This window comes from Streptomyces hokutonensis, assembly GCF_000376565.1.
Taxonomy (GTDB): Bacteria; Actinomycetota; Actinomycetes; order Streptomycetales; family Streptomycetaceae; genus Streptomyces; species Streptomyces hokutonensis.
The window spans coordinates 186,833-212,853 of sequence record NZ_BARG01000024.1 but is presented as its reverse complement, the minus strand read 5'-3'; the positions used below and the strand labels follow the sequence as shown (position 1 = coordinate 212,853).

20 protein-coding genes and 1 pseudogene are annotated in these 26,021 nt (G+C 70.7%); 16 read left to right on the top strand and 5 right to left on the bottom strand.

Translation table 11 applies throughout. The features are described 5' to 3' along the window. Positions 1–51: 51 nt before the first annotated feature. Complete coding sequence (locus tag SSP08S_RS12955; RefSeq protein WP_019068026.1) at positions 52–1,743, bottom strand: FAD-binding protein; 1,692 nt, start codon at positions 1,741–1,743, stop codon at positions 52–54. A gap of 151 nt (positions 1,744–1,894) precedes the next feature. Then, positions 1,895–2,560 carry a TetR/AcrR family transcriptional regulator gene (locus tag SSP08S_RS12950; RefSeq protein WP_043259428.1) on the bottom strand — a complete coding sequence of 222 codons (666 nt, stop codon included), beginning with the start codon at positions 2,558–2,560 and terminating at the stop codon, positions 1,895–1,897. Positions 2,561–2,710: 150 nt separating this feature from the next. Here SSP08S_RS12950 and SSP08S_RS12945 point away from each other — a divergent pair, with 150 nt between their 5' ends. From SSP08S_RS12945 to SSP08S_RS12905, 9 genes are all read left to right on the top strand, one after another. Beyond that, a complete protein-coding gene (locus SSP08S_RS12945) occupies positions 2,711–3,361 on the top strand; it encodes a TetR/AcrR family transcriptional regulator (RefSeq protein WP_026178439.1) in 651 nt (216 codons plus the stop codon). A 150-nt stretch (positions 3,362–3,511) separates the two neighbouring features. Next, positions 3,512–3,706, top strand: a complete 195-nt coding sequence (locus SSP08S_RS12940; protein ID WP_019068023.1) for a ferredoxin — start codon at positions 3,512–3,514, stop codon at positions 3,704–3,706. A 28-nt stretch (positions 3,707–3,734) separates the two neighbouring features. Further along, entirely contained in the window at positions 3,735–4,982 is a 1,248-nt protein-coding gene (locus SSP08S_RS12935) for a cytochrome P450 (RefSeq protein WP_019068022.1), read from the top strand. A gap of 5 nt (positions 4,983–4,987) precedes the next feature. Then, positions 4,988–5,788: an SDR family NAD(P)-dependent oxidoreductase gene (locus tag SSP08S_RS12930; RefSeq protein ID WP_019068021.1), complete on the top strand. Its 801-nt coding sequence runs from the start codon at positions 4,988–4,990 to the stop codon at positions 5,786–5,788. Positions 5,789–5,867: 79 nt separating this feature from the next. Next, entirely contained in the window at positions 5,868–7,034 is a 1,167-nt protein-coding gene (locus tag SSP08S_RS12925; RefSeq protein ID WP_019068020.1) for an amidohydrolase family protein, read from the top strand. A gap of 61 nt (positions 7,035–7,095) precedes the next feature. Next, the gene (locus tag SSP08S_RS12920) at positions 7,096–8,307 is read left to right on the top strand and encodes a M24 family metallopeptidase (RefSeq protein ID WP_019068019.1); all 1,212 of its coding nucleotides are present in this window, start codon (positions 7,096–7,098) and stop codon (positions 8,305–8,307) included. After that, positions 8,297–9,421, top strand: a complete 1,125-nt coding sequence (locus SSP08S_RS12915; RefSeq protein ID WP_019068018.1) for a M24 family metallopeptidase — start codon at positions 8,297–8,299, stop codon at positions 9,419–9,421. Before SSP08S_RS12920 ends, SSP08S_RS12915 begins: the two co-directional genes overlap by 11 nt. An 11-nt stretch (positions 9,422–9,432) precedes the next feature. Next, complete coding sequence (locus tag SSP08S_RS12910) at positions 9,433–10,404, top strand: enoyl-CoA hydratase/isomerase family protein (RefSeq protein ID WP_019068017.1); 972 nt, start codon at positions 9,433–9,435, stop codon at positions 10,402–10,404. Next, positions 10,401–12,767 carry a CaiB/BaiF CoA-transferase family protein gene (locus tag SSP08S_RS12905; RefSeq protein ID WP_019068016.1) on the top strand — a complete coding sequence of 789 codons (2,367 nt, stop codon included), beginning with the start codon at positions 10,401–10,403 and terminating at the stop codon, positions 12,765–12,767. The genes SSP08S_RS12910 and SSP08S_RS12905 overlap by 4 nt, the downstream gene beginning before the upstream one ends. A gap of 30 nt (positions 12,768–12,797) precedes the next feature. On the opposite strand, the gene SSP08S_RS12900 is transcribed toward SSP08S_RS12905, so the two are convergent. Continuing rightward, complete coding sequence (locus tag SSP08S_RS12900) at positions 12,798–14,276, bottom strand: serine/threonine-protein kinase (RefSeq protein WP_019068015.1); 1,479 nt, start codon at positions 14,274–14,276, stop codon at positions 12,798–12,800. Positions 14,277–14,564: 288 nt separating this feature from the next. Here SSP08S_RS12900 and SSP08S_RS12895 point away from each other — a divergent pair, with 288 nt between their 5' ends. The 3 genes from SSP08S_RS12895 to SSP08S_RS12885 all read left to right on the top strand — a co-directional run bounded on the left by SSP08S_RS12895 (position 14,565) and on the right by SSP08S_RS12885 (position 18,864). Next, positions 14,565–16,802: an MMPL family transporter gene (locus tag SSP08S_RS12895; RefSeq protein WP_019068014.1), complete on the top strand. Its 2,238-nt coding sequence runs from the start codon at positions 14,565–14,567 to the stop codon at positions 16,800–16,802. Between the two features lie 92 nt (positions 16,803–16,894). Beyond that, positions 16,895–18,211, top strand: a complete 1,317-nt coding sequence (locus SSP08S_RS12890) for a sensor histidine kinase (protein ID WP_245607873.1) — start codon at positions 16,895–16,897, stop codon at positions 18,209–18,211. Further along, the gene (locus SSP08S_RS12885) at positions 18,208–18,864 is read left to right on the top strand and encodes a response regulator (protein ID WP_019068012.1); all 657 of its coding nucleotides are present in this window, start codon (positions 18,208–18,210) and stop codon (positions 18,862–18,864) included. The genes SSP08S_RS12890 and SSP08S_RS12885 overlap by 4 nt, the downstream gene beginning before the upstream one ends. Before the next feature lie 14 nt (positions 18,865–18,878). Here SSP08S_RS12885 and SSP08S_RS64775 read toward each other — a convergent pair. Both SSP08S_RS64775 and SSP08S_RS55250 read right to left on the bottom strand, forming a co-directional pair. Then, positions 18,879–18,983: pseudogene (locus SSP08S_RS64775) on the bottom strand (alpha/beta fold hydrolase); the annotation flags it as partial. A gap of 28 nt (positions 18,984–19,011) precedes the next feature. After that, entirely contained in the window at positions 19,012–20,817 is a 1,806-nt protein-coding gene (locus tag SSP08S_RS55250; RefSeq protein WP_158697162.1) for an ABC transporter ATP-binding protein, read from the bottom strand. Positions 20,818–21,183: 366 nt separating this feature from the next. Between SSP08S_RS55250 and SSP08S_RS12870 the strand changes: the two genes are divergently transcribed. The 4 genes from SSP08S_RS12870 (at position 21,184) to SSP08S_RS12855 (ending at position 26,000) form a co-directional block, all read left to right on the top strand. After that, positions 21,184–22,335, top strand: a complete 1,152-nt coding sequence (locus SSP08S_RS12870) for a LacI family DNA-binding transcriptional regulator (protein WP_078532418.1) — start codon at positions 21,184–21,186, stop codon at positions 22,333–22,335. Positions 22,336–22,691: 356 nt separating this feature from the next. After that, on the top strand, positions 22,692–24,089 hold the full coding sequence (locus tag SSP08S_RS12865) for an ABC transporter substrate-binding protein (RefSeq protein WP_019068008.1): 1,398 nt from the start codon (positions 22,692–22,694) through the stop codon (positions 24,087–24,089). Positions 24,090–24,159: 70 nt separating this feature from the next. Continuing rightward, complete coding sequence (locus SSP08S_RS12860; protein WP_019068007.1) at positions 24,160–25,077, top strand: carbohydrate ABC transporter permease; 918 nt, start codon at positions 24,160–24,162, stop codon at positions 25,075–25,077. Then, entirely contained in the window at positions 25,074–26,000 is a 927-nt protein-coding gene (locus tag SSP08S_RS12855; RefSeq protein ID WP_019068006.1) for a carbohydrate ABC transporter permease, read from the top strand. The genes SSP08S_RS12860 and SSP08S_RS12855 overlap by 4 nt, the downstream gene beginning before the upstream one ends. Positions 26,001–26,021 lie beyond the last annotated feature (21 nt).

Below are 26,021 nucleotides of genomic sequence, written 5' to 3'. Positions count from 1 at the left end.
ACGGCCCGGGTCGCGCGGTGTGCCGATCACCTGCTGTGCGCGACGCGCCGGTCAGTCCGCGATGTCGGTGCCCGGCACCCGCTCCGTGGCGGACGCGTGGTTCGCCGCCACGTGTCCGAACACCGCCGAGGCGGCGATGCTGGCTCCGGCGCCCAAGTACTTGCGCCCCATCACGGACGCGGTGCAGTTGCCCGTGGCGTAGAGCCCGTCGACCGGGTTGCCTTCGGTGTCGAGCACCCGGGCGAACTCGTCGCAGAGGATTCCCCCGCTGGTGCCGATGTCCCCCGGGTACAGGGCGACCGCGTAGAACGGCGGCTTCGCGACCGGCCCGAGGCAGGGATTCGGGGCATGGGTGGGGTCGCCGTAGAACCGTTCGTGGTCGCCCTCTCCCCGGTGGAAGTCCTCGTCGACGCCCCGCGCCGCGAACGTGTTGAACCGCTCGACGGTCTTGAGGAGTCCGCCGGCGTCGATCCCGCACTGGCTGGCGAGGTCCTCAAGGCTGTCGGCGCGCTTCATCGCGCCGCTGGTGATCCACTCCTTCGGTGTGCGGCCGGGGGGAGACATGCCGAACGGGTAGTGGCCGCGGTGCCGGGAGTCGACGACGAGCCAGGACGGGACGGCGCCTCCCACCTCCCGGTCGTGCGCGTACATCTGCTGGCCGGCCTCCTGGTAGGCAACGGCCTCGTTGAAATAGCGGCGGCCCTCCGCGTCGACGACGATCGAGCCCGGCCTGGTGCGCTCGGACATGCACATGTTGGGGGTGCCGTCGGGCATGATCCACGAGGGCATCCACCACGCCTCGTCCAGCATGTCCGTCGCGGCCCCGTGCGCCATGGCGATCCGGATCACCTCCCCGGTGTCGCCCGGGTTGGCCGAGGTCCACCGGTCGCTGGTGAGCCGGCCTCCCGAGTGCTCTTCGCGCATCTCCTTGTTGCGGGCGAAACCTCCGGCGGCGAGCAGCACGCCGTCCCGTGCCCGTACCCGGAGGTCACGACCGCCCCGGTGGACGACGGCGCCGACGACCCGCCCGTCCTCGACCACGAGGTCGGACAAGGCGGACTCCAGCCACACGGCCACGTCCTGTCGCAGCAGTATCTGGAGCAGACGAGCGGACAATGCCACCCCGTTCGTCACGAGCCGCTGCCTGCGGAGCCGGCCAAGGGCGGTCCGCAGTCCCACCCTGGCCAGGACGGTCAGCCCGGCCCGGGTCCGCATAAGCGTCAGACGGGACGCCTCACCGGTGTAGACGGCGAGGCCGCCCGAGAAGCCGGGGCGGATCCGGTCCTGCCAGGTCCCGAGCAGTTTCCTGTCGAAGGCCTTCGCCTCGATCGACCTGCCGCGTGCCGAGCCTCCCTCGCAGCCCCGGACTCCGGAGTAGTAGTCGCTGTAGCCCTCGCAGCGCCGCAGTTCCAGTCCTTCGGACTCCAGGAAGTCCACCATCTCGGCACCCGCGCGGACGTAGGCCTTCCTGCGGGCGGTCGACGACGCCAGGCCCGCGTCACCGACGACGGTGGCGAAGTACGTGAGTGCGGCGTCGGCCGAGTCGGGAACTCCCTCGCGTCGCATGAGCGGGTTGTCGGGAAGCCACATCACACCGCCCGACATACAGGTCGACCCGCCGAACCGGTCGGTCTTCTCCACGACGAGAACGTCCTTGCCGAGCGCGCGGGCGCGGATCGCCCCGGTGACGCCCGCGCCGCTCCCCACCACCAAGAAGTCGGTCGAGTGGTCCCAGTCGGTCATCGGACTGTCTCCCTCCGCGATCCGGCGCGGCAGCCCCTGACCGGGGTGCCGACAGGTGAGCCACACCGTAGGTTCGGGGACCGGGTCCGGCGTTCGTACTCCCGGTGAGTGGAACAACACCCCGTCGCCCCCAACTACGCCCGGACCGCGGTCACTTCGGCGTCGGCGTCCCGGCGGTCACCGGCGCCTGCCACAGCGCGACGATCGCGTCGACAAGACCGTCGGCGGTGTCGTGCCAGGTCGACCGGGTGGTGGGGGTGTCGTCGGCGAGGGCCCGTTCCCTCTCGACGGACATCTGCACGATCAAGTGCCGGGTCATCACGGCGCGATCGGTGTGCACCCCTGCGGGCAGGACGGGCACGCAGCGGGTGAGACCGTCCTCCAGTTTCCGCAGCGACGGGGAGGCTCCGAAGAACTCCTCCTCCGTGATCGCGTAGAGGGCGGGATCCGCCGAGACCTGCGCGATGAACCGGGCGTACCAGCTCGGACGCCCGAGTGCCGCCAGGTGCCGGGTGACCGGGCGCACCGAACAGTCCACCCAGTCCCGCAGGTCGGTGGAGTCCCCGATGTCGGCCAGCATGGCCACGCGAATGTTCTCGATCTCCTCCGCGTGTCTTCGGACGATGGCCCGCACCAGGTCCGTCTTGGTGCCGAAGTGGTAGCCGACCGCGGTGTTGTTGCCCTGCCCCGCCGCCTCGCTGATCCGGCGGTTGGACATCGCGTGCACCCCGTGCTCGGCGAACAGGCGCTCCGCCGTGTCCAGGAGCGCTTTCCGTGTCGCCCTGACCTGTTCGTCCCGCCGCGTACTGTCGGCCATCGTCACCACCGCCGTTCCGGGACATGGCGCCGCCCCGCGACGACTTGTCCCGTTGGTCCGACGCGCCTAGAACGTAGGTCACTTCGTTGATTTCCGTCCAGGGGCAGGTGGGAGCGACCGGCCGGGCACGGCCCCGGTACCGTGGTGGACATGACGGGTAGGAGTGTCCGGGCCGAACAGGTCAGAGTGACCCGGGAGCTCATCCGGAGCACGGCGGAGCGGCTGTTCGCCGAGCGTGGTGTGTACGCCGTGTCGAACCGGCAGATCAGCGAGGCGGCGGGGCAGGGCAACACCGCCGTGGTCGGCTACCACTTCGGCACCAAGACGGATCTGGTGCGCGCGATCGCCCGCCATCACGCCGAGCGGATCGAGCGCGTGAGCCGGCGTCTGCTGGCCGAGACCGGTGACTCCACCGACCTGCGGGACTGGGTGGCGTGCCTGGTGCGGCCGACCCCCGAGTACCTGGCGGAGTCGGGCAACCCCACGTGGTACGCGCGGTTCTGCGCCCAGGTGATGGCCGACCCCGCGCTGCACGAGATCCTGGTCGCCGAGACCCTGGACCTGCCCGTGTGGCGGCAGATCCTCGACGACCTGCACCGGTGCCTGCCCGACCTGCCGGCCGAGGTGCGCGCGGAACGAACCTCCATGACCCGCAACGTGATCCTCTACACGTGCGCCGAGCGTGAGCGCGCTCTCGCCCTCAACACGCCTACGCCGAGAGCCAGTTGGCACGATGCCGCGGACGGGCTGGTCGACGCGATCGTCGGACTGTGGACGGCGCCCGTGACCGAGAGTTCCTGACTGATCGTCAACTACAGCCCCCTCCACCCGTCTCGGTAAATTTTGAATCAGCCGATTGACTTACGAATGCGGCGGGAGTTCACTCGGAGGCGCGGTCGACGGAGCCCACAAGGGTGCCGCCTTGCCCCGACGCCAATGAGGGAGCAGCCCGTGAAAATAACCGTCGAGCAGGACAAATGCGTTGCGGCCGGCCAGTGCACGGCCACCGCGCCCGACGTGTTCGACCAGCGTGACGAGGACGGCGTCGTCGTCCTGCTGACCGACGACCCGCCCGCCGAACTGGCCGACGACGCCCGTGACGCGGCCGCCGTCTGTCCCGCGCTGGCGATCCACATCGCGCCATGACACTCCGGACGACACCTTGAGGACGGACATGTCCGACGCACCGACGAGCGCCGCAACCGGCAGCCCCGCCGAGGTCCCCGAGTGGCCGATGCCCCGGGCGGAGGGCTGCCCGTTCGATCCGCCCCCGGCCCTGCGGGAGTTGACCGCCCAGAAGCCCCTCGCCAGGGTGCGGATCTGGGACGGCAGCACTCCCTGGATCGTCACCGGCCACGCCGAGCAGCGCGCTCTGCTCGGCGACCCCCGTGTCAGCGTCGACGAACGGCTGCCCGGTTTCCCGCACTGGCACGAGGGCATGGCGGCGGCGGTGGCGTACCGCCCCCGGTCGGTCTTCAACTCGGACGCCCCCGAGCACACCGGGTTCCGCCGGATCATGACCCGGCCGTTCACCTTCAAGCGGGTGGAGGCGCTGCGCCCCACCATCCAGAAGATCACCGACGATCTGATCGACACGATGCTCGCCGGACCGAGGCCCGCCGACCTCGTCGAGGCGCTGGCGCTGCCCTTACCGACCCTGATGATCAGCGAACTGCTGGGCGTGCCGTACGAGGACCACGACTTCTTCCAGGAGAACGCGGCACGCGGTATCGCCCACGACGTGTCCGCCGAGGAGAGCATGCGGACCTTCGGGGCACTCAACGACTACCTGGTGCGGCTCGTCGAGAAGAAGGCCGCCGAACCCGCGGACGACGCGCTGTCCGAGATCGCGGCGCTCGTCACCGCCGGCGACATCAGCGTGTCCGAGGCGGCCATGATGGGCACGGGACTGCTCATCGCGGGCCACGAGACCAGCGCCAACATGATCGGCCTCGCCGTCGTCGCGCTGCTGGAGCACCCCGACCAACTCGCGGTCCTGCGTGACGCCGACGACCCGAAGGTCGTCGCGGGCGCGGTCGAGGAACTGCTGCGCTACCTGGGCATCATCCACGGCGGCCAGCGGCGGATCGCCACGGAGGACATCGAGATCGGCGGTGAGGTGATCCGCGCCGGCGAGGGCATCGTCGTGGAACTCTTCAGCGCCAACCGGGACGCGCACGTCTTCCCCGATCCCGACCTGCTGGACCTGCGCCGGGAGAACGCCCGTCACCACAACGCGTTCGGCTTCGGCATCCACCAGTGCGTGGGCCAGCAACTCGCCCGCGTGGAGCTCCAGGTGGTCTACGGCACGCTCTTCCGCCGGATCCCCACCCTGCGCCTGGCCGAGCCGCTGGACCGGATCGAGTTCAAGCACGACCGGCTGGCCTACGGGGTCTACTCGCTCCCCGTCACATGGGAGTGACCGCGATGGACAAGGAACTGTCGGAGAAGGTCGCCGTGGTCACCGGCGGTGCGGCGGGCCTGGGGCGCGCGACCGTCGAGAGGCTTCTCGAGGACGGTGCCCGGGTCGTCGTCGCCGATCTCGACCGGGACACCGGCGAGTCCCTGGCGACCGACTACGGCCCGGACGTGCGTTTCCGGCGGACGGACGTCGCGGACGCCGAGCAGGTCCGGTCGCTCGTCGGCTTCGCGGTGGCGGAGTTCGGCGGACTGCATCTCATGGTCAACAACGCGGGCGTGTCGGGCGCCATGCACCAGCGCTTCCTCGACGAGGACTTCAGCGATTTCCAGCGCGTCCTCTCGGTCAACCTGCTCGGCGTGATGGTCGGTACCCAGGCGGCGGCCCGGCACATGGCGGCGAACGGCGGCGGATCCATCGTCAACGTCAGTTCCGTGGGCGGGATCCAGGCCGGCGCGAGCGTGCCGACCTACCGCTCCTCGAAGGCCGCGGTCATCCACTTCACCAAAGGCGTCGCCGTCGATCTCGCCGAGTACGGAATCCGCGTCAACTGCGTGGCGCCGGGCGGCATCCCGACGCAGCTGCTGGCCTCGGCGACGGCGGCCGCGCAGGAGGGGGACGCCGAGGAAACCACCCGACGCATCCGCGCCCACATGGCGGCCGTCCAGCCGCTGAAGCGGCAGGGCACCCCCAGGGACGTCGCGGAAGCCGTCGCCTACCTGGCCGGCGACCGGTCGCTGCACATCACCGGAACTGTATTGACGATCGACGGCGGGATGACCGCGGGCCCGAAGCCCCTGCGGGCCTGACCCGCCCACTCCCCCGCCCGGCAGGAGCAGACGCACCACGCACGGACGTGAAACCCGCGGCTCCCCTTGGAGGACAATGATGTCCAGCCAGCCATCCACCCTGTATCCCCCCGAGGGCTTCGGCCCGCCCAAGGAACGGCACGGCCACTCCGACGGCTCCTCCCTTGGCCTTCCGCCGGGCACCGAGGTGTTCTCCGCCGACAACCACATCTCCCTCGCGGACGACATCTTCTACGACCGCTTCCCCGAGCGGCTCAGGAACCAGGCGCCGCGGGTGTGGTACGAGGACGGCGCCTACGAGCTGGGAATGGGCGGCAAGTCTTTCCTGCCGGGCGAGTTCAGCCATGTGCTCATGCAGTACGACCCCCTGACCGGCGCCGGCAGCGACAACCTCGAAGGACGTATCCAGGAACTCGGCTCGGACGGCATCACGAAGGAACTGGCGTTTCCCAACGCCCTGTTGGCCCTGTTCCACTACCCCGACAAGGAGGTCCGCGAGCTCTGCTTCCGCATCTACAACGAGTACATCGCGGAACTCCAGGAGCGCTCGAACGGCCGCTTCCACGGCGTCGGACTCATCAACTGGTGGGACGCGGAAGGGACTCGCAGGACCCTGGAGGAGATGAAGGGCCTGGGGCTGAGGACTTTCCTCATGCCGCTGAACCCCGGACAGGACGACGCGGGCAACCCCATCGACTACTCCGGCGCCGCGATGATCCCGGTCTGGGACGTGATCGAGGAGGTGGGGCTCCCGGTCTCGCACCACATCGGCGAGACCGGCCTCAAGGCCCCGTGCGAGGTCAACGCCATCGCCGTCGGAATGGTGGCCAACGTGGCGCCGTACCGGGAGATGTTCGGGAGGTACGTGCTCGGCGGCATCCTCGACCGTCATCCGGGGCTGCGCGTCGGCTGGTTCGAAGGGGGCGTGAACTGGGTTCCCTCCGCGCTCCAGGACGCCGAACACCTCCTCGCCTCCTACCGGCACATGCTGGACCGGCCCGTCGAGCACGACGTCCAGCACTACTGGGACCACCACATGTACGCGTCCTTCATGGTCGACCCGCTCGGTCTTGAACTGGTCGACCGCATCGGGGTGGACCGGGTGATGTGGTCCGCCGACTACCCGCACAACGAGAGCACGTTCGGCTACTCGGAGAAGTCGATCGCCCTGGTCGTGGACGCCGTCGGGCCCGAGAAGGCCGCCCGCGTGGTCAGCGGCAACGTCAAGGAGTACCTCGGCCTGTAGCACCGGCCGGGACCACGACAACCGACGGCGAAGCTCCATGACCTCGTGAGAGGAGACGGGAATGACCGTCATCGACATCCCGGCCGAACCCGACCTGCCCCGCATGAACCGCGAACGCGGCGCACGACTGCGAACCGCCATGGCGGGACAGGGCGTTGACGCCCTGATCCTGCTCGGCAACAACGCGGTGACCTACGCGACCGGAGCGAGCTGGCCGCTCGGCGACTCCGGTCTCGCCCACGTCGACCGTCCCGTGGCGGTGGTCGTGACGGACGATCCGTGGCCCCATCTGTTCATGCCGTTCCGCGAAGGGACCTCGGCACGGTCCCCGCTGCCCGCCGACCACGTCCATCCCCCGGTCTACCTCGAATTCGACGAAGGGGTACGGAACTTCGCCGCCGTGGTGGCCGACCTCGTGCCCGGCGGGGCGCGGGTCGCCGTCGACGAGGTGACCGGGGCGATGCGCAGAGCACAGAAGGCGCTGTTCCCGGGCGGGCCTCCCGGCGACGCCGCGCTGGTCCTTACCGCGGCCAAGGTGATCAAGACGCCCGACGAACTGGCCTGCATCCGCACGGCTTTACGGATCACCGAGCGGGCCATGGCCGACGTCGAGGGCGCACTCGCACCGGGGATGCGGCAGATCGACCTGTCGGCGGCGTTCGTGCGCCGGGCCCACGAACACGGCGCCCTGGCCAATGTGCTCGACCCCATCTGGCAGGTGATGCCGGCCTCCCGGGAGGCCGGGGTGTGGACCACCCACGGCGACCTCGCCCTCCCCCTCCTGACGACGGAGCGGGAACTGGCCCGGGGCGACGTCCTGTGGACCGACGTGAGCATCAACTACGCCGGATACTGCTCGGACTTCGGCCGCACCTGGATCGTCGGACAGGACCCGGACCCGCGCCAGCGAGAGCAGTTCGCGAAGTGGTGGGACATCCACAGTGCGGTGAAAGACGTACTGCGGGCAGGGGCCACCGCCGCCGACCTGACCCGGGCAGCCGTCGCCGCGAACGGCGGCTCGAAGCCCTGGCTCCCCCACTTCTACCTGGGCCACGGCATGGGCACCGACCCCGCCGAGATGCCCTTCGTCGGCACCGACCTGGGCGAGGAGTTCGACGCGCAGCTGGTGCTCGAAGCCGGCATGGTGCTCGTCCTGGAACCCGTGGTCTGGGAGGACGGCACCGGCGGCTACCGCAGCGAGGAGGTCCTGGTGATCGAGGAAGAGGGCTGGACAGCCCTGACCGACTACTCCTACGCCCCTTATGGCGACTGAGGTCCTGCCGGACGACCGCGCTCTCCGCAGTGGGCGGCGGAAGCGTGCGCTGGCACACATGGAAGCCCACGACCTCGACGTCCTCGTCCTCGGGCGGAGCGCCAACGTCCGCTACGTCACCGGGGCCCGCGGACTGTGGACCGCGGGCACCCATCCGTTCGCGCCCGCCGCCGTGGTGGTCCGCGCCACCGGTGCCATCCACATGCTCAGCACCTGGGACGAGGGCATCCCCGACGACATCCCGCACGAGCAGCTGTACGGCCTGACCTGGAACCCGATGAACTGGGTGACGGTGATCCGGGACATCGAGGGAGCGGCCACCGCCCGCCGGGTGGGCACGGACACCATCTCGCCGACCTTCGCCCAACTCCTGCCCCTGGCCTTCCCGTTCGCCGAGCTGGTCGACGGCGAACCGGCCATGCGCGCGGCCCGGCGGGTCAAGACGGCCGAGGAGGTGTCGGCCCTCCGGCAGGCCATCGGCGTGGCCGAGGCGAGCCTGGCGGCGGCGGTCGGCGAGTTGCGGCCGAGCGTCAGCGAACGGCACCTGTCGGGCGTACTGCTGGAGGCCGCGGCGGCCGGTGGCGTGACCACACCGGCGACCCAGGAGGTGGCGTGGGTGACGTCCCGGGACCACCCGTGGCGGCGGGTGGACACGGACAGCCGGGTGGGCCCCGGCGACCTCGTCGCCCTGACCGCGGGCGTGGTCGCGGGCGGCTACATCGGTGAGGTCGGACGGACCTGGCCGGTCGAGGGCGGTGATCCGGCCGCCGTCCGTGACCTGTACCGGCGATCCGCCGGCCTGTGGGAGCTGCTGTTCGCCGCCTGCCGGCCGGGCGCACCGGCCGGTGATCTGCTCGCCGCGTACGACACGGCCGGCGAGCCGCTGCCCCCGATGCCCGTCGCCCGAGGCCTCGGCCTGGGTTTCGACCCGCCCGTCGTCACCTCCGGGCTGCCGGCCACCGCGGCCGAGGAACGGCTCGAACCCGGCATGGCCCTGGCCGTGACCGCCTACGTCTGGCGGCGTGGCGTGGGCGCCGTCCTGCGCCGGGAGGCGGTGCTCATCACCCCGGACGGCGCCGAACGGCTGACCTCAAGTCCCGTCTGGAAACGGTAGTTAGGACCTACATGGCTGACAGCTCGCGTCCCTCGGCGGAGGAGATCATCCGCTACGAGAAGGACCCCAGGACGAAGATCGCCACCCTCACGCTGGACCGGCCCGACGCCCTCAACGCACCGACCGCGGCGGCCCGGCTGCGCTTCGGCGACCTGCTGCACCGCGCCAACGTCGACGACGAGGTGAAGGTCCTGGTGATCCGGGGCATCGGCGACGACCTGGGCTCGGGCGCCGACATCACGGAAACCATGGAGATGCACGCCGCGCCGACCGCCGGACCACTCCTCTCGGAGCTCGGGCTCGGCGAGGCGAACGACGTCCGCTATCCCCCCAAGGGCTCCTACCGCTACGGCGGCACCCCCGCGCAGTGGTACGCGAATCCGGGAGCCGGCTGCCGGAGCCTCCAGGACTTCAAGAAGATCAGCATCCTGGAGGTCAAGGGCTACTGCTACGGCTGGCACTTCTACCAGGCGGCCGACGCCGACCTGGTGATCTCCGCCGACGACGCCCTCTTCGGCCACCCCTCCTTCCGCTACGTCGGCTGGGCACCGCGCATGTGGACCTGGGCGCAGACGATGGGCCTGCGGAAGTTCCAGGAGATGGTGTTCACCGGCAGACCCTTCACCGCCCTGGAGATGTACGAGTGCAACTTCCTCAACAGCGTCGTCCCCCGGGACGAGTTGGAGAGGGAAGTGGAGAAGTACGCGCTGGCCTGCGCACGCAACCGGCCGACCGACACCGTGTTCATGCAGAAGGTCTTCTTCGAGATCTTCAAGCAGCACCAGGGCGAGTACATGGGCTCCCTGCTCACCGGTCTCCTCGAATCGGTCGGCGGGATGGCCCGGACCGACGGCGACGACCTGATGCTCGACGAGGAGACGATCGACGGCGGCGTACCCAACGCGGTCCGCAGCAACGACGACCGCTTCCCGCCGGACTTCCGGCTCAGCAGGTCGGGCCGCGAGCGAAGGGGCGACTCTTGAACCCCGCTCCGGCCCAACTCCCGCTCGGCGACTGCCTGGTGGTGGACCTGTCCACGGGAATCCCCGGCGCCTACTGCACGAAGCTGCTCGCCGACGGCGGCGCGGAAGTCGTCAAGGTCGAACCCCCGGAAGGCGATCCGCTACGACGGTGGTCGGCATCCGGCGCCACGCTTCAACCCGGCGACGACGGAGCCTTGTTCGGCTTCCTGGCCTGCTCGAAGGAGAGTGTCGTCGGCGATCCGGAGCTGGTGCGCGGACTCCTGGAGACCGCGGACGTCGCGGTGTGGTCGCCGGGCTCGCCGCTGTCACCGCAGGAGATCCACCGGGCCCACCCCCACCTCGTCGTCACGTCGATCACACCGTTCGGTCTTGAGGGACCGTGGCGGGACCGCGCGGCCACCGAGTTCACGCTCCAGGCCTGGTCCGGCGGCATCATCGGCCTGGGGCGCGGCGACCCGGACCGGGCGCCGGTCCACGTGGGAGGTCAGGTCGGTGACTGGGTCTCGGGGGCGTACGCCGCCGCCGCGACCATGGCCGTACGACTGCGCGCGCCCGGCACCGGCGAACTGGTCGACCTCTCCATGCTCGAAGCGCATGTCCTGTCCCTGACCTACCACCCGGTGACGTTCCGGGACATGCTGGACCGGCCGTGGCAGCAGACCCGCAGGCTGAACATGCCGGGCGTGGCCACCGCCAAGGACGGACTGGTGGCGCTCGGGTGCGCGACGGCCCAGCAGTTTTTCGACCTGTGTGCGATGGTCGGCCACCCGGAGTGGATCGACGAGAAGAACCCGGTCTCGATCGGCGCGCGCACCACCGAGGCGGCCCCGGTGATCCAGGAGTGGATCGCCGGCCGGACGGTCGCGGAGATCCGCGAGCTGGCCACCGCGTTCCGCATCCCCAACTCCGCGGTCGTCAACGGCGCCAACGCCCCCGCCATGGACCATTTCGAAGCACGCCGAAGCTTCCTGTCCAACCCGCGCGACGGCTTCCTCCAGCCCGCCCCGCCCTTCCGTCTGGAGCCCGCCCGGCTACGGCCGCCGACCCCGGCCCCGCGCCTCGGCGAGCACACCGAAAGCCGCCGTGGCGCGGCACGCCGGGCGAGCGGGAAGTCGGAGTCCGGACTGTCGTTCAGCGGTCTGCGGGTCCTCGACATGACCGCCTTCTGGGCCGGTCCCTCGTGCACGCACGTGCTCGCCCTGCTCGGGGCCGAGGTGATCCACCTGGAGTCCACCTCGCGGCCGGACGGGACCCGGTTGATCGCGGGCGTGCCGCCGACCGTGGACCAGTGGTGGGAACGGTCGCCGATCTTCGCGGGCCTCAACAGCGACAAGAAGAGCCTGACCATCGACTTCCGCACCGAGCGGGGGCGGGACCTGCTGCGCCGGCTGATCCCGACCTGCGATGTGCTCGTCGAGAACTACACCCCGCGCGTGCTGGACCAACTCGGCCTGGACTACGAGGCGGTACGGGCCCTGCGCCCCGACATGATCATGGTCCGCATGCCCGGCTTCGGCCTCGACGGACCGTGGCGCGACAACGCCGCGTTCGCCTTCGTCATCGAGGACGCGTCGGGGCTGACCTGGCTCACCGGCCATCCGGAGCGGAACCCGATCGAGCCGTACTCGATCGGTGATCCGAACGCCGGTGTCCACGCGCTGAACGGTCTGCTGCTGGCCCTGGAGCACCGGCGCCGCACCGGCGAGGGAGTGCTGGTCGAGGCGGCCATGGTCGACGCGGCCCTCAACGTGGCCGCCGAGCAGGTCATCGAGTACTCGGCCTACGGCGCGCTGCTGGAGCGGGCCGGGAACCGGGGGCCTCGCGCGGCCCCGCAGAACCTCTATCTCACCGCCGACACCGACGAGTTCGGCCGGGAGGACTCCTGGGTGGCCATCGCCGTGGCCACCGACGAACAGTGGGAGGCGCTGCGTGACGCCCTCGACCGCCCCGGCTGGGCGTCGGCCCCCGAGCTGTCCACCGCCGAAGGACGGCGTGCGCGTCACGACGCCCTCGACACACAACTCGCCGCCTGGTGCCGTGTGCGTGGTGCGGACGAGATCGTCGACCGTCTCTGGCCGGCCGGTGTCCCGGTGGGCAAAGTGCTGCAGCCGCACCGGCAGGCCGAGTTGGAGCAGTTGCGGTTCCGCGGCTTCTTCGAGGAGATCGACCACCCCGTGAGCGGCCGGGCCCGCTACAGCACCTTCCCGGCCCGGCTCTCCCGAAGCCCCGGCCCCCGCCGCACTCGCCCCGCGCCCCTGCTCGGGCAGCACAACCACGAACTGCTGACCGAACTCGGGCTGACAGCACGGGAGATCACCGCACTGGAGGCCGACGGGGTCATCGGCCGGGCGCCGTCCCGGTAGCCGGCCGGACACCCCGGCCAAGCCGGCGAGTTACGACGCGTTGGTCACGAAGCCGTCCCGGGCCGTGTCGAAGACGGGACGGTAGCTGTCCCACTTCGCGTCCGGGGCCGAGAGGTAGATGTCGTACTCGCGGTCGCCCTCCTTGCCGAAGCCGAGGTCGATGGCGCGGAACACCCGGACCCGGCCCTGGAAGGTGAACTCCCAGATCGCGGCGGGCAGTTGGCGGAAGGTGGTCTGCTGCATGCGGAGCCTGCGATAGGTCGGGTAGTTGACCTTGGTGTTGGCCTCGATGTCCGCGAAGTGCGTGCTCGGGTTGGGGCCCGCCGGGTCCACGACGCCGACGGTGAGTCCGGCGAGGCCCGTCGCGTCGGTGTAGGTGACGCTTTCGGCGGACCGCTTGCCGGCCTTCCAGTCGTCCGGGACCGGGAAGGAGACGCCGAGTTGGCGGTCCCGGACGAGGTGATAGCCCTCCGGGACAGGTGACGCGGAGGGCGTGGTGGTGGGCCGGCTCGTCGTGTGCCCGGGTGGCGATGTCGATGTCCCGTGCAGCGCGAACGCCGTGACCGCCGCGGCGAGGGCGAGCACCCCGACGACGATCCCCTTGCGGCCCCGGCGGCGCCCGCGACCCGCGTCTCCCGTCGGCTCCACGGTCGTCAACTCGGGTGCGGGCGGCGGCAGTTCGGCCGTCGCCTCGCCCCACCAGGCGGTCTGCAGGGCGCGCTCGGTCTGTTGTGCCGTTGGCCGCTCGTCGGGCTCCTTGATCAGAAGTGCCTCGATCAGCGGCTCCAGGGGTCCGGCCTGCTTCATGGGTTCGAGGGGGTCGACGGCGATGGCGTAGGCGGTCTCCATCGCGGTGGCCCGGCGGAACGGCGGGCGGCCCTCGACGGCCTGGTAGAGGGTGGCGCCCAGGGCCCACAGGTCGGAGGCGGTGCCGGGGGTGAGGCCGCGGATCCGCTCCGGGGCCATGTAGTGGATGGAGCCGACCATCTCGCCGGTCTTCGTCAGCGTCGACGCCCCGTCCGTCATGGCGATGCCGAAGTCGGTGAGGACGGTGCGGTCGCCGGTGCCGAGCAGGACGTTGCCGGGCTTGACGTCGCGGTGCAGTACGCCGGCGGCGTGGGCCGCGCGCAGGGCGGCGACCGTGTCCAGGCCGATGCGGGCGGCCTCCTCGTGCGGGAGGGTCCGGCCGTCCTTGAGGAGGTCGGCGAGCGTGGGGCCGGGGACGTACTCCATGACGATGCAGGGGCGGCCGTCGTCGTCGACGACGTCATGGACGACGATCACGTTCGGGTGCTGGATCCGGGCGGCGCTGCGGGCCTCGCGGCGGGTGCGCTCGTAGAGGGTGGCTAGTTCGTCGGCGGAGAGTTCCGGCCGCGCGTGGAGCCGTTTGATCGCGACCTGACGGCCGAGGACCTCGTCGTCGGCACGCCAGACGGTGCCCATGCCGCCGCGGCCGATCTGCTCGGCCAGCCGGTAGCGCCCGGCGATGCGACGCCCTTCGTCCGACACGGTGTCCTCCGCCGGTTCTGTCCCTGTTCGATTCGCCTGGTCACCATAACCGGCTCTTGTCCGGGATCGTGTGGGGCGGATCACGGCGCCCGCCCGGACCGGAGGGCCGCCCACCTCGACTGGAGGGTGGAGAGGGCCTAGTACCCCGGTACTAGTCACCCCGGCCGTTTTCACTTCCCCGGTGCTGCGGAGGGGAGGAAGAGCCCTCCTAGCGTGAAGTCGTGGGTCGAACAGACCCTCCTTCTTCTCTCTCGAACCTCTTTCTCTCGAACCTGGTGGGAGTACTCCGTGGCCACCTTCCTCTACCGACTGGGCCGGTTCTCGTTCCGGCGCCGACGGCTCGTCCTGATGCTGTGGATCGCCGTCCTGGCGGCCGTCGGTATCGGTGCGGCGAGCGTGTCGTCCAACACGTCCGACAGCTTCACCCTGCCCGGCACGCAGTCGCAGAAGGCGATCGACCTGCTGGGCAAGGAGTTCCCGCAGGCATCGGCCGCCGGCGCCACCGCCCGGGTGGTGTTCGAGGCGCCCGACGGGCAGCAGCTGAAGTCCGGGGCCAACAAGACCGAGGTCGAGTCGCTGATCGCCGACCTCAAGAAGGCGCCCCAGGTCGCGAACGTCAGCGACCCGTACCAGAGCGGTCTGATCAGCAAGTCCGGCACCATCACCTACGCCCAGGTCACCTACAAGGTCGCCCAGCCCGACGTCACCGACGCGGCCCGCGACGCGCTGCACTCCGTGGCCGACCGGGGCGAGAAGGCCGGACTCGCGGTCAGCCTGGGCGGCAACGCCGTACAGGAGAAGGCGGGCGGCGGCGCGACCGAGCTGATCGGTCTGCTGGTCGCCGCCGTGGCGCTGGTCATCACGTTCGGGTCGATGCTCGCGGCCGGGCTGCCGCTGCTGACCGCGATCTTCGGGGTCGGGGCGGCGGTCGCCTCCATCACGGTCGCGAGCGCCTTCGTCGACCTCAGCTCGACCGCCACGACCCTGGCGCTGATGCTGGGCCTGGCGGTTGCCATCGACTACGCCCTGTTCATCGTCTCCCGCTACCGCGGCGAGATCCGGGCCGGCCACGAACCGGAGGAGGCGGCGGGCCGCGCGCTGGGCACCGCCGGTTCCGCGGTGGTATTCGCCGGTCTCACCGTCGTCATCGCCCTGGTCGGTCTGAGCATCATCGGCATCAGCATGCTGACCTCCATGGGCCTGGGCGCCGCCTTCTCGGTCGTCGTCGCCGTACTGATCGCGCTGACCCTGCTGCCCGCGATGCTGGGCTTCGCCGGGATGCGGATCATGAGCGGCCGGTTCACCAGCCGCCGGATGCGCGCCTTCCAGGAGCGCGGCCAGGGCGAGACGACGGGCGTGCGCTGGGCCCGGTTCGTGACCCGCAACCCGGTGAAGATGCTGCTCGTCTCGGTCGCCGGACTCGGCATCCTCGCCATACCCGCCCTGTCGATGCGGCTGTCCCTGCCCGACGACAGCATGTCCGCGCCCGGCACCAGCGAGCGCATCGCCTACGACACCATCACCAAGGGCTTCGGCGACGGCTACAACGGCCCGCTCACGGTGGTCGTCGACGGTCGCGGCAGCAGCGACGCCAAGACCGCCGCGCAGGACACGGTCACGCAACTGGGCAAGCTGTCCGACGTCGCCGCCGTGCGTCCCGCGGTGTTCAACCAGAACGGCGACGTGGCCCTGATCTCCGTCGTCCCGAAGAGCTCCCCCAGCAGCCAGGACACCGTCGACCTGGTCTCCCAGATCCGCGACCGGGGCCCGGCGCTGAAGTCCGACACGGGTTCCGAGCTGATGGTGACCGGCACGACCGCGCTCAACATCGACGTGTCCAAGAAGCTCAGCGGCGCCCTGATCCCCTACCTCGGTGTGGTCGTCGGCCTGGCCCTGGTCCTGCTGCTCCTGGTGTTCCGCTCGATCCTGGTCCCGCTCAAGGCCGCCCTCGGCTTCCTCCTCAGCGTGGTCGCCACGCTCGGTGTCGTCGTCGCGGTGTTCCAGTGGGGCTGGCTGGCGGACCTGTTCGGCGTCGACGGGACCTCGCCGATCGTGAGCGTGCTGCCGATCTTCATGATCGGCGTGGTGTTCGGACTCGCCATGGACTACGAGGTGTTCCTGGTGACCCGGATGCGGGAGGAGTACGTCCACGGGGCCGAGCCCACCGAGGCCGTGATCGCGGGCTTCCGGCACGGGGCCCGGGTGGTCACGGCCGCCGCGGTCATCATGATCTCGGTGTTCGCCGGCTTCCTGCTGGACGACGTGGCGCTGGTCAAGTCGATCGGCCTGGGCCTCGCCTCCGCCGTCCTCTTCGACGCGTTCGTCGTCCGCATGACGCTCGTACCGGCGGTCATGACCCTGCTCGGCCGCCGCGCCTGGGCCCTGCCCGGCTGGCTGGACCGGATCCTGCCCAACGTGGACGTCGAGGGCGAACGCCTGCGCCACCTGCTGGCCGAGACCCCGGACGACGGCTCCGGCAGCCCGGACCGGGCACCCGTGTCGCCCGTCACCACCGGGAAGCGCTGAGGCCGCGGCCGTACGATCCACACCAGGACGCCGGTCCGGGCCCGCCCCGGCCGCACCGTCCCCGCCCGCCTGCACCATGGAGGGTGTGTCCCGTGACCTCACCACCGATGACGGCCCGGTCCTTCATGCCCGAGACCCTGATGGGCGGGGCCCGGCTGGGCGACTCCGAGTACCGCGCGGTCGTCGGGCTGCTCACCTGGCTGGGGCGGGTGCGGCAGGCCGACACGGCCCATCCGCGGGTCAGGCTGTGGGGGGTGCCGGCCTGTTACGCGCTGGCCGGGATTCCGGGCCTGGTGCGCGCGGCCCACGACTCCGCCTCCGCGTTCGTGCTGATGCTGGCGGTGACCGCGGGGTTCACCGTGCCGCTGCTGTGGCGGAGGCAGCGGCCGGTGCTGGTGTTCGTCGCCCTCGTCGTCCTCTCCGAGGTGTGCCTCGCCCTGAGGGTGGACTCCGGTTCGGGCGCGACCCAGCTGGTGGCGCTGCTCAACCTGGGGCGCTTCGGCACTCCGAGCCAGCTGGCCGTCGGCCTCGCGTACAACCTCCTGCAGACTTTCGTGTCGACCTTCTTCTTCGACGGCCTCAAGGGGGCGGACAAACAGGCCAGTACCCCGGTGCTGTTGTTCCTGGCCGTGGTCGCCATCCTGTCGATGGCCGCGCTCGGTCTGGCCGGGAAACTCGTGAACGCCTACATCGAGGCCCTCAAGGACCACGCCGTCCGTCTCGAGGTGGAGCGCGACCAGCGGGCCCGGCTGGCCGCCGCCGGTGAACGCGCCCGGGTGGCACGGGAGATGCACGACATCCTCGGCCACACCCTCGCCGTGATCGTCGGCCTCGCGGGCGGCGCCGCCGGGCTCGCCGAGAGCAAACCCAAGCGGGGCGCGGACACCTTGCGGATCATCGCGGAGAGCGGACGCGGCGCCCTGGCCGAACTGCGCAGACTGCTCGCCGTCATCCACGAGGACGAACCCGACGACACCCCGTTCGCGCCCCAGCCCGGACTGTCCGACCTCGGCCCCCTGATGGAGCGGGTCCGGGCCGCGGGCCCCGCCGCCGCCCTGCGCCTCAAGGGCGAACTCACCGGACTCCCCCAGGGACTTCAGCTCGCCGTCTACCGCATCGTGCAGGAAGCCCTCACCAACACGCTCAAGCACGCGGCACCGGACACGACCGTCGAGGTCACGGTCGCGGCCGCCCCCGAGGCCGTGCACGTCACCGTCGAGGACACCGGCCCGCGCCTGCCCCCCGGCACCGACGAGCAGGGCAAGGGCCTGGTCGGCATGCGCGAACGGGCCTCGCTCTACGGCGGACAGGTCGCCGCGGGCCCCAACTCCCGGGGCGGCTGGACCGTCCGCGCCCTCCTCCTGCCCACCTCGACCGCCCCCGACCTCTTGGAGAAGCACCCCGCATGACCACCGTCCTCATCGTCGACGACCAGGCACTGCAGCGCCTCGGCTTCAGCATGCTCATCGAGCAGTACCCCGACCTGAGCACCGTCGGCGAGGCCACGCACGGCGTCGAGGCGGTCCGGCTGACGGCCGAACTCCGTCCGGACGTGGTCCTGATGGACGTACGGATGCCCGGTATGGACGGCATCGAGGCCACCCGCCGGATCGTGCAGTCCGGGGGCCGCTCCCGCGTCCTCGTCCTGACCACCTTCGACCTCGACGAGTACGCGTACGCCGCGCTGCGCGCCGGGGCCAGCGGGTTCCTCCTCAAGGACGCGCTGCCCGAGGAACTGGTCGCGGGCATCCGGGCGGTGGCCGCCGGGGACGCGGTCATCTCCCCCGGCCTGACCCGCAAGCTCATCGACGCCTTCGGCGACCGGATGCCCGGCCGCACCCCCGAGCAGGACCGCCGCCTCGACACCCTCACCGACCGCGAGCGCGAGGTCCTCACCGTCATGGCCTCGGGCTGGAGCAACACCGAGATCGCCGAACGCCTCTGCCTCGCCGAGTCCACCGTCAAGTCCCACGTCAGCCGCATCCTCGCCAAGATCGGCGCGCGGGACCGGGTCCAGGCGGTGATCTTCGCGTACGACGCGGGACTGGTACGGCCGGCCTGAGGCCGGCGGGGGGCTCAGACCGTCGGCGTGGTCACGAACTTCCTTATGAGCGCGGTGAGTTCGGCCGGTTTCTCCACGGGCAGTTCATGACCGGCGTCGACGATCCGGACGACCGCGTCGCGCCGACGAACCCGTAGGGTGGCGTGCTCAGGCAGCCTCGGTCGCGATCTGTTCGGGTGCCGTCAGTACGGCTGTGGCGTCGGTCAGGTGGAGGACGGCGTCGGCCAGGGCGGCCAGGCGGTGGTCGTGGGTGAAGAGGAAGGTCGTGCGGCCGGCGGTGAGGTGGCGGAGGGGGGCCATGATGCGGGCGGCCGCCGCGTCGTCCAGGCCGGTCGTGGGTTCGTCGAGGACGAGTACGGGTGCGGTGCGCAGCATGGCGCGGGCCAGGGCGATCCTGCGGCGCTGGCCGCCGGAGAGGTTGTTGCCGTGCTTGCCGACCGGGGTGTCGTAGCCCTCGGGCAGCGCGCTGACGAATCCGTGCGCGTCGGCAGCGACTGCGGCGGCGAGGATCTCGCTGTCGGCGGCGGCCGGGCGGCCGTAGACGATGTTGGCGCGGACGGTGTCGTCGAAGAGCATGCTGTCCTGCGGGAGCAGGGTGATGTGGCGGCGCACCTCGTCCACCGGGAGTTCGGCGATGTCCCGGCCGTCGAGGAGGATGCGGCCCCGGGTGGGTTCGTGGAAGCGGAGCAGGAGTTTGCCGAGGGTGGACTTGCCGGCGCCGCTGGGGCCGGTGACGGCGACCAACAGGCCCGGGGGGATGTCGAGTTGGACGTGGTCGAGGACGGGGCCCGGCGCTCCGGGGTAGGAGAAGCCGACGTCCTGGAAGGTGACGGCGCCGCGTACGGGTTCGGGGAGTGGCCGGGCGTCGGGGCGGGAGGTGGGTTCGGGGGTGGTGCGCAGGACCTCGATCAGGCGCTCGCAGGCCGCCGTGGCCGTCGAGGCGCCTACGAGCAGTTCGCCGAGCTCTTGCAGTCTGGGGTGGAGATAGCTGAGGAAGGCGGCGAAGGAGAGCAGGCCACCCACGGTGAGGTGGTGTTCGGAGATCTGCCACGCCCCGGCGCCGATCACCGCCAACACGCTGAGGGTTTCCAGGAGTTCGCCGAGCGGGCCGTACACGGAGGACAGCCGGATCTGGCGGAGTCCGGCCCGCATCCAGGTGCGTCCCTCGCGGTGCACCTTGCTGCGTTCCGCGCGCTGACGGCCGTAGGCCTGCACGAGGGGCATGTTGGCGAGGCTCTCCTCCAGGAGGGAGGCGAGGCGTCCGTTGCTGTCGCGTTCCGCGCGGGTGGCGGTGCGCATCAGGGTGCCGAAGACGCGGGCGCCGAGCCAGATCAGCGGGGCGGCGCCGAGAGTGATGAGCGCCAGCTGCCAGCTGGTGCGGAACGCGGCGGCGGCGAAGACGAGGGCGCCCGCGGCGGAGGTGATCAGCTCGACGGGGGCGGAGGCGACCAGGGTCTCGACGACCTCGATGTCCCCGGTGAGGCGGGTGACCAGGTCGCCGGTGCCGTAGCGGTCGAGGGTGTCCGGCGGGATGCGCTGGAGGTGCTCGAAGACGTGGTCGCGCAGGCCCAGGAGGAAGTGCTCGCTGGTCCAGCCGGACAGGTAGCTGCCCGCGGCTGAGGCCGCCGCGCCCGCCACGGCGAGGCCGAGCCAGAGCGTGGCCGGGCCCCAGAAGGCGTCGAGGTCGCCGGGGGCGAGGACGTCGTCGGTGAGGCGGCCCGCGATGGCGATCGCGACGGCGTCGGCGGCGGACGAGGCGATGAGGAGCAGCGCGGAGAAGACGACGGCGAGGCGGTTGCCGCGGACCAGGGGCCAGAAGGCGCGGAAGGCGGCGAGCGGGGAGACGCGGGCGTGCCGCATCCGGGACGGGCGGTGTTCCCCTGCCGCCGTCCGGTCCCAAGGCGTGCCGGGGTCCATGTCAGGCGGACGGGCGGACCCCGGCACAGCCGTCACTTGCCGTGCTTCTTGTGCTTGCGGTGGTGCTTCTTCTCGTGGTGCTTGTGATGCGCCTCCTTGGCGCACTCCTTCTTCTTGGCCTTCTTGGCCAGGGTGATCTTCGCGAAGGACACGGCGTTCCCCTTTCCCGGAGTTGGCAACCGGTAGTACGGGGGCGGGAGTTGGCCAACTCAGGAAGGGAGGTGAGGGTTGGATGATGTTCCCTTACCGAGTCCCTTACCCGGTCGGTCCGTGCCATGCGGTGCCTGCCCCGACGTTACGGATGCGTTCCGGACTCTTGACGACAGCCGTATGACTGCGTAGACATGACAGCGCAGACATGACTGCGCAGCCAGACGGAGAAACCGGCCATCGGGAGACACCATGACGCGAGGGACAGCGCGGAGCGGGAACACCGCGGCTCCGCGCAGCGTGGACGTCGCGCGCCTGGCCGGGGTCTCGCAGAAGACGGTGTCGCGGGTCTTCAACGACGAGCAGTACGTCTCCGCCGACGTCCGCCGGCGCGTTCTCGAAGCCGCCGAGGAACTCGGCTACCGGCGCAACAACGCCGCCCGGGCACTGGCCTCCGGACGCACCCGCTCGATCGGAGTGGTGACGCTGGGGACGGCCCTGTACGGTCCGGCCTCGCTGCTCATGGGGGTCGAGCGGGTCGTCCGGGACACCGGCTACGCGCTCCGCGTGGTCAACACGATGGAAGGCGACCCGGCGGGCATGGCCGGTGCCGTGGACTCGCTCCTCGATCAGGGCGTGGACGGCATCGTCATCTCCGAGCCGATCGACGAGGAGGGCATCCCCGGGGACGACGCAAGTGCCGCTCCCCCTCTGAACGTTCCGATCCTCGTCCTCGGTGCGCCCTCCCCGGTCTCCGCGCCGCTCGTGCTGACCGCGGGCGACGGCGCCGACCTGATGGCCCACACCGCGACCGAACACCTCCTGGAACTCGGGCATGTGACGGTCCATCACCTCGCGGGCCCGCAACGCTGGTACGCCGCGCGGGACCGTCTCGACGGCTGGCGGGCCACCCTGACCGCACACGGCAGGACCGTACCGCCGCCCGTCGAGGGCGACTGGTCGGCCGCGTCCGGGTACCGGGCGGGACGCCAACTGGCCGAGGACAGTGGGGTCACGGCGGTGTTCGCCGCCAACGACGACATGGCGATCGGACTGATCCGCGCGCTGACGGAGGCCGGGCTGCGGGTGCCCGAGGATGTCAGTGTGGTCGGCTTCGACGACATCCCGGTCGCCGCCTATGTGACCCCTCCGCTGACCACGGTGCGCCAGCCGTTCGACGCCGTGGCACAGGAAGGGCTCAAGCGTCTGGTGCACGCCATCGAGAACCCGAACGCGGCGCCCTTACCGTCGAGCCCCCCGCCGGTCGACCTCATCATCCGTACCTCGACCGCGCCACCGCCCGGCCGGACGACCCCGGCCCGCGGCAGACGTACCGCCGCCCGTTCCCGAGGGCACGCGCACCACACTCCGCCGCCGAACGGGGGCCCGGCCAGCCACCACTGACGACGCCGGTCAGCCCGGACAGCACAAGCGCACGGCCGGTGCGTGACCAGAGGACGAGCCGCAGGTCCCGGTCACGCCCCGTCCCTCCGAACGCCCTTGCCAGGCAAGGCCGTTCCTGAAGCCGGCCGACGGCGAGCCGCCCTCCCCCACCGTCTCCGTCACCGGTTCACCACCTTCTTCCTCGGCCACGACCTCCCTCTCCGCATCCGGAGAAGTCGTCGGCCCGGTCCACGAGGACGTGTGCCCGACCCCGTCGGCGTCCGCTCCTCGGCCGGCGCGTCCGCGCCCTCCTTCACCACGCCTCCGCACGCCCTTGCCAGGCGTGCCGTCAACTTCGCCACCGGCGGGAGTTCACCATGCCCAGAATCACCTCTTCGTCCACGCCCGGCCCCTTCTCGATGAGCCGTCGCGGCTTCCTCGCCACGACCGGGGCCCTGTCGCTCGGCGTCACTCTCACCGCCTGCGGCGGCAGCGGCTCCGGCGGCTCGACCGCGTCCAGCAAGCCGGTCAGCCAGGCCGACATCGACAAGGCGATGAAGACGCCGACCGAGCTGACGTTCTGGACCTGGGTCCCGAACATCGACAAGGAGGTCGCGCTCTTCGAGAAGAAGTACCCGGCGGTCAAGGTCAAGGTCGTCAACGCCGGTCAGGGCACCCCGCAGTACACCAAGCTGCGCACCGCGCTCAAGGCGAACAGCGGCGCCCCGGACATGGTGCAGATCGAGTACCAGGCCATCCCGACCTTCACCATCACCGACAGCCTCCTGGACCTGCGCCCCTACGGCGCCTCGGCCCTCAAGTCGACGTTCGTGGACTGGACTTGGGGCCAGGTCACCGGCAGCGGCGGCCAGATCTGGGCGATCCCGCAGGACACCGGCCCGATGGGCATGCTGTACCGCAAGGACATCTTCGACAAGCACGGCATCGAAGTCCCCACCACCTGGGACGAGTTCGCCGCCGCCGCGCGCAAGCTGCACAAGGCCGACCCGGACGTCTACCTCACCAACCTCGCAGCCAACCAAGTGGCCGCCTGGCACGGCCTGTTGTGGCAGGCGGGCGCCAAGCCCTACGCGCTGTCCGGCAAGAGCGACATCACCATCGGGGTGGACGACGCCGTCTCCCAGAAGCTCGGCGACTACTGGGGCGGGCTCGCCAAGGAGGGCGTCATCGGCGTGGAGCCGGACTTCACCGACTCCTGGTACGCGGCCCTCAACAAGGGCAAGTACGCGACCTGGCTGACCGCAGCCTGGGGCCCGGTGTTCCTGTCCGGCTCCGCCAAGGCCACCGCGGGCAAGTGGCGCGCTGCCCCGCTCCCGCAGTGGGACGCGGCCAAGCCCAGCTCGGGCAACTGGGGCGGCTCGACCACCGCGGTCATCCGCTCCACCAAGAACCCCATCCAGGCGGCGGTGTTCGCCCAGTTCCTCAACACCGACCCGGCCAGCGCCAAGATGTTCGCCACCGAGCAGTTCTTCTTCCCGGCGACCAAGGCCCTGCTCACGGAGGCCGACTTCGTGTCGGACGCGCCGGCCTTCTACGGCGGCCAGAAGGTCAACCAGGTCTTCGCCGACATCAGCTCCACGGTCAACTCCTCCTTCCAGTGGCCCCCGTTCCTCGACCAGGCGGCCACCGACTGGACCGAGACCGTCGGCAAGTCCCTCGCCGACAAGACCAACACCGTTCGCGCGCTGGGCAGTTGGCAGTCGCGGCTGACCACGTACGCCAAGACCCAGGGCTTCACGGTCCACTCGGCCTGACGGCGTGCCGGGTCCCGCGCGGCGGCGCGGGGCCCGGTCCCCGGCACACCCCACCCCTCAGAAAGGCCCGATGATGACTGCCACAACCGCGGCCTCCCCCAAGGGCCGGCGCGGCGGCGCGCGCCGCCGCCGGTCGGCAGGGCCACTGTTCGTCGCGCCCTTCATGGCGCTGTTCCTGCTGCTCTTCCTCGCCCCGCTCGGCTACGCCGCCTACCTCAGCCTCTTCCAGGAACGGCTCATCGGCGGAACGGCGTTCGTCGGCCTCGACAACTACGTCCGGGCCCTGGGCGATCCCCAGCTCATCCACGGTGTCGTACGCGTCGCCCTGTTCTTCGTGATCCAGGTCCCGTTGATGCTGCTGCTGGCGCTGCTGTTCGCGCTCGCCCTCGACAGCGGGCTGCTGCGGTTCGCCAAGGTGATCCGGCTCGGCATCTTCGTCCCGTACGCCGTGCCGAGCGTGGTCGCCGCGCTCATGTGGGGCTATCTGTACGGACCGGACTTCGGCCCGTTCGCCCAGCTGAGCCACGATCTGCATCTGCCGGCCCCGGCCTTCCTCAGCGACGGCTGGATGCTCGGCAGCCTGTCGAACATCGTGACCTGGGAGTTCGTCGGCTACAACATGATCATCCTGTACGCCGCGCTGCGCACCATTCCCGAGGAGCTGTACGAGGCCGCCGCGATGGACGGCGCGGGTGCCTGGCGCATCGCCTGGTCCATCAAACTGCCCGCCCTGCGGCCCGCGTTGATGCTCACCCTGCTGTTCTCGGTGATCGGCAGCTTCCAGCTCTTCAACGAGCCGAAGCTGTTGATGAGCATCGCCCCGGACGTGATCAGCAGTTCCTACACCGCCAACCTCTACGCCTACACGCTCGCGTTCACCGGACAGCAGGTCAACTACGCGGCCACGGTGTCCTTCCTCCTCGGCCTCGTCATCGTGATCGTCTCCTACGCCGTCCTGCTCACCGCCAACCGCAGGAGGACATCATGACGACCACCCTTCCCACGGCCGAGCTCGCTCCGCCGTCGAAGCGGGTGCCGGCCACCGCGGGCAAGCGGCGGCGGAAGCGGCACAGCACCCCGCTGACGATCGCCATGCTGGCCGTCCTGGCGTACTTCCTGCTGCCGCTGCTGTGGCTGCTGGTCGCCTCGACCAAGAGCACCCAGGACCTCTTCAACACCTTCGGCCTGTGGTTCTCGCACGCCCCGCAGCTGCTGACGAACGTCAGGGCCACCTTCACCCAGGACGACGGCGTCTTCGTCCACTGGCTGCTCAACACGGTCATGTACGCGGGTGTCAGCTCGGTCGGCGCCGCGCTGCTCGCGGCGGCCGGCGGCTACGGGTTCGCCAAGTTCCGCTTCCGCGGCGACCGGGTGGCGTTCAACCTCGTCGTGGGCGCCGTGATGGTCCCGGCCACCGCGCTGGCGATCCCGACCTACCTGCTGTTCGCCAAGGCGGGCCTGGTCAACACCCCTTGGGCCGTCATCCTGCCGTCCCTGGTCAACCCGTTCGGCCTGTACCTGATGCGCGTGTACGCCGAGGACGCCGTCCCCGACAGCATCCTGGAGGCCGCCCGGATCGACGGCGCGGGCGAGGCGCGGATCTTCTTCCGCATCGTCCTGAGGCTGCTCGGCCCCGGACTGGTGACTGTGCTGCTGTTCACGCTGGTGGCGACCTGGAACAACTACTTCCTGCCGCTGATCATGCTCAACAACCCGAGCCTCTACCCCGTCACCGTCGGCCTCTCCTCCTGGGCCGCGCAGGCCCAGAACGGCGGGGCGGGCTCCAGCAGCGACATGCTCGCCCTGGTGGTGACCGGCTCCCTGATCTCGATCGTCCCGCTGGTCGTGGCCTTCCTGATGCTCCAGCGGTACTGGCAGAGCGGCCTGGCGTCCGGCGGCGTCAAGCAGTAGCGCGCGTCCGCGTCCCTCGTA

What these genes read in the sequence shown, in the direction of transcription:
- SSP08S_RS12950 (WP_043259428.1), bottom strand. Translation starts at nt 2,560, where the DNA reads ATGGCCGACAGTACGCGGCGGGACGAACAGGTCAGGGCGACACGGAAA.
- SSP08S_RS12860 (WP_019068007.1), top strand. Translation starts at nt 24,160, where the DNA reads ATGATGACTGCCACAACCGCGGCCTCCCCCAAGGGCCGGCGCGGCGGC.
- SSP08S_RS12925 (WP_019068020.1), top strand. Translation starts at nt 5,868, where the DNA reads ATGTCCAGCCAGCCATCCACCCTGTATCCCCCCGAGGGCTTCGGCCCG.
- SSP08S_RS12865 (WP_019068008.1), top strand. Translation starts at nt 22,692, where the DNA reads ATGCCCAGAATCACCTCTTCGTCCACGCCCGGCCCCTTCTCGATGAGC.
- SSP08S_RS12935 (WP_019068022.1), top strand. Translation starts at nt 3,735, where the DNA reads ATGTCCGACGCACCGACGAGCGCCGCAACCGGCAGCCCCGCCGAGGTC.
- SSP08S_RS12870 (WP_078532418.1), top strand. Translation starts at nt 21,184, where the DNA reads ATGACGCGAGGGACAGCGCGGAGCGGGAACACCGCGGCTCCGCGCAGC.
- SSP08S_RS12885 (WP_019068012.1), top strand. Translation starts at nt 18,208, where the DNA reads ATGACCACCGTCCTCATCGTCGACGACCAGGCACTGCAGCGCCTCGGC.
- SSP08S_RS12930 (WP_019068021.1), top strand. Translation starts at nt 4,988, where the DNA reads ATGGACAAGGAACTGTCGGAGAAGGTCGCCGTGGTCACCGGCGGTGCG.
- SSP08S_RS12955 (WP_019068026.1), bottom strand. Translation starts at nt 1,743, where the DNA reads ATGACCGACTGGGACCACTCGACCGACTTCTTGGTGGTGGGGAGCGGC.
- SSP08S_RS12915 (WP_019068018.1), top strand. Translation starts at nt 8,297, where the DNA reads ATGGCGACTGAGGTCCTGCCGGACGACCGCGCTCTCCGCAGTGGGCGG.
- SSP08S_RS12945 (WP_026178439.1), top strand. Translation starts at nt 2,711, where the DNA reads ATGACGGGTAGGAGTGTCCGGGCCGAACAGGTCAGAGTGACCCGGGAG.
- SSP08S_RS12920 (WP_019068019.1), top strand. Translation starts at nt 7,096, where the DNA reads ATGACCGTCATCGACATCCCGGCCGAACCCGACCTGCCCCGCATGAAC.
- SSP08S_RS12910 (WP_019068017.1), top strand. Translation starts at nt 9,433, where the DNA reads ATGGCTGACAGCTCGCGTCCCTCGGCGGAGGAGATCATCCGCTACGAG.
- SSP08S_RS12855 (WP_019068006.1), top strand. Translation starts at nt 25,074, where the DNA reads ATGACGACCACCCTTCCCACGGCCGAGCTCGCTCCGCCGTCGAAGCGG.